This is a genomic window from Corynebacterium sp. NPDC060344 (assembly GCF_042725215.1).
GTDB lineage: Bacteria > Actinomycetota > Actinomycetes > Mycobacteriales > Mycobacteriaceae > Corynebacterium.
Window position 1 is genome coordinate 1 of the sequence record NZ_JBHXCS010000044.1, and the last position, 1,654, is coordinate 1,654.

The 1,654-nt window shown below is 71.0% G+C and carries 1 protein-coding gene; it reads right to left on the minus strand.

Annotated features, from left to right (window positions below; all coding sequences use genetic code 11):
• Positions 1 to 510: 510 nt before the first annotated feature.
• Positions 511 to 1,530, minus strand: coding sequence for a hypothetical protein (locus ACFWGD_RS13270; RefSeq protein ID WP_377779155.1), 1,020 nt, complete (start codon positions 1,528 to 1,530; stop codon positions 511 to 513).
• Positions 1,531 to 1,654: the final 124 nt, after the last annotated feature.

Genomic DNA, 1,654 nt, shown 5'->3' on the forward strand with positions numbered 1-1,654 from the left:
GCGCCAGCCCGTGTGCCGCCTCCCACAGCTCCCAGGAGGCCCGGGCCTCCACGAACCGCGTCATGCCGTCGGCCAGTTCCACCGTCTGCGCCCACAGCCCGGCCCGGTGCGCCGTCCGCACCATCGGTTGTGGAAGCGGCCGGGCCCGTCGCCGGGGAAACCGCCGGGGAGACCGGTGAGGAGGCCGGTGAGGAGGCCGGTGAGGACGAACTCCTCCTCTACAGCCGGCGCGACGGCCGTAGAGGAGGAGGACGGCGCCGGTGCACCAGATGGCGCGCGGCGGTGGCGGCCGGCGGCCAGGGAGCCACCGCGGTGCTCTTCATCGCCGCCTCCCTCAGAGGGCCGCGTCCCTCGCGACCCGCCAGGACAGGGTGGCGCCGACCGCATGGCCGAATCCAGGCCGTGCTGTTGGCAACTTGCTCTCTGACACCTACTGTCACCCGCTCCCCGGCCGTCCCGCCCGGGCTGTCCCACCCGCGCCGTCCCACAGGCGGTCCCACCCAGGCCGTCTCACCCCTGGTCGAGCAGCCCGGTCTGCGCGACGTTGACCCCGGCCTGGAACCGGCTGTGGGCCTCCACGTCCAGCATGATCTGCGATATGTAGCGCCGGCAGGTGCGCACCGACATGCCCAGGCGCCGGGCCACCAGCTCGTCCTTGTACCCCTGCGCCATCAGCTTGACGATCGAGCGCTTGAGGTCGTCGGTGACCTCGGGGGTGTCCTCGGCGTCCGCGCTGAACTGCGTGGCCCCCGCCCACAGGTGGTCGTACACCTTGCACACGAACGCCACCAGCGTCGGCTCCCGCACCACGACCGCGCCGGGCCTCCGGCCCACCACGTGCTGCTCGGGCAGGAAGGCCACCTCCCGGTCGTAGACGACGATCCGGTCGATGAGTTCGTCGGTGGTGCGCACCTCGGCCCCGCTGGAGGTGACCGCCCGTACGTACGCGGTGGTGGCCAGATCCCGGCGCACGGTGTGCTGGTAGAGGTGACGGATCCGGACCCCCCGCTCCAGGCGCTCCAGAGTCTTGCGGCGGGCGTTGGTCAGCAGGGGGGAAGGCCGCGACCCACCGGGCTGGGCGCTGAGCACCTCGGTGCGGCAGCGCTCGCCACACTCGTCGAGCATCGCCTGGAGCACCGAGAGGTCGCTGATCACGTCGATGGCCTCGGTCTGGTTGCGCTGCTGGCGGCTCTCGAAGTAGGCGGGCAGCAGGGAACGCATCTGGGTGCGCACGTCCGTGACCGCCTGCTGGAGCTCACGGATGTGGCTCTCGGTCGCCCCTACCAGGTCGGTCGCGGCGGCGTCCGGGCTCACCGCCACCAGCAGGTCGGGCTCGCCCGGCATGGGGCGCAGCAGGCTGAGCGCGGACAGGACCTGCTCGATGCCCGCCACGGTGGCCGTGTCGGTGCCCAGGGATGTGGCGATCTCCTCTCGGACAAAGCGGCCCAGCAGGACGGCTTTGCGGTAGGCCATGGCGCTGCCGTCGTCCAATTCGGCGAAACCAGGAACAGAGAGGGCGCTTTCAGACATCCCGCGATACTCCCCCGTGCGGTGAGGACTTGCTGTCAGGCGAGTTTACGTACGGGTGACGGACGCGGCGCGGACCGAGATGGTTTCCGAGCAACGAAGTTCACGACGGATGACGACGAGTGGG

Coding starts and splice junctions, on each gene's coding strand:
- ACFWGD_RS13270 (WP_377779155.1), bottom strand. CDS start 1,530: ATGTCTGAAAGCGCCCTCTCTGTTCCTGGTTTCGCCGAATTGGACGAC.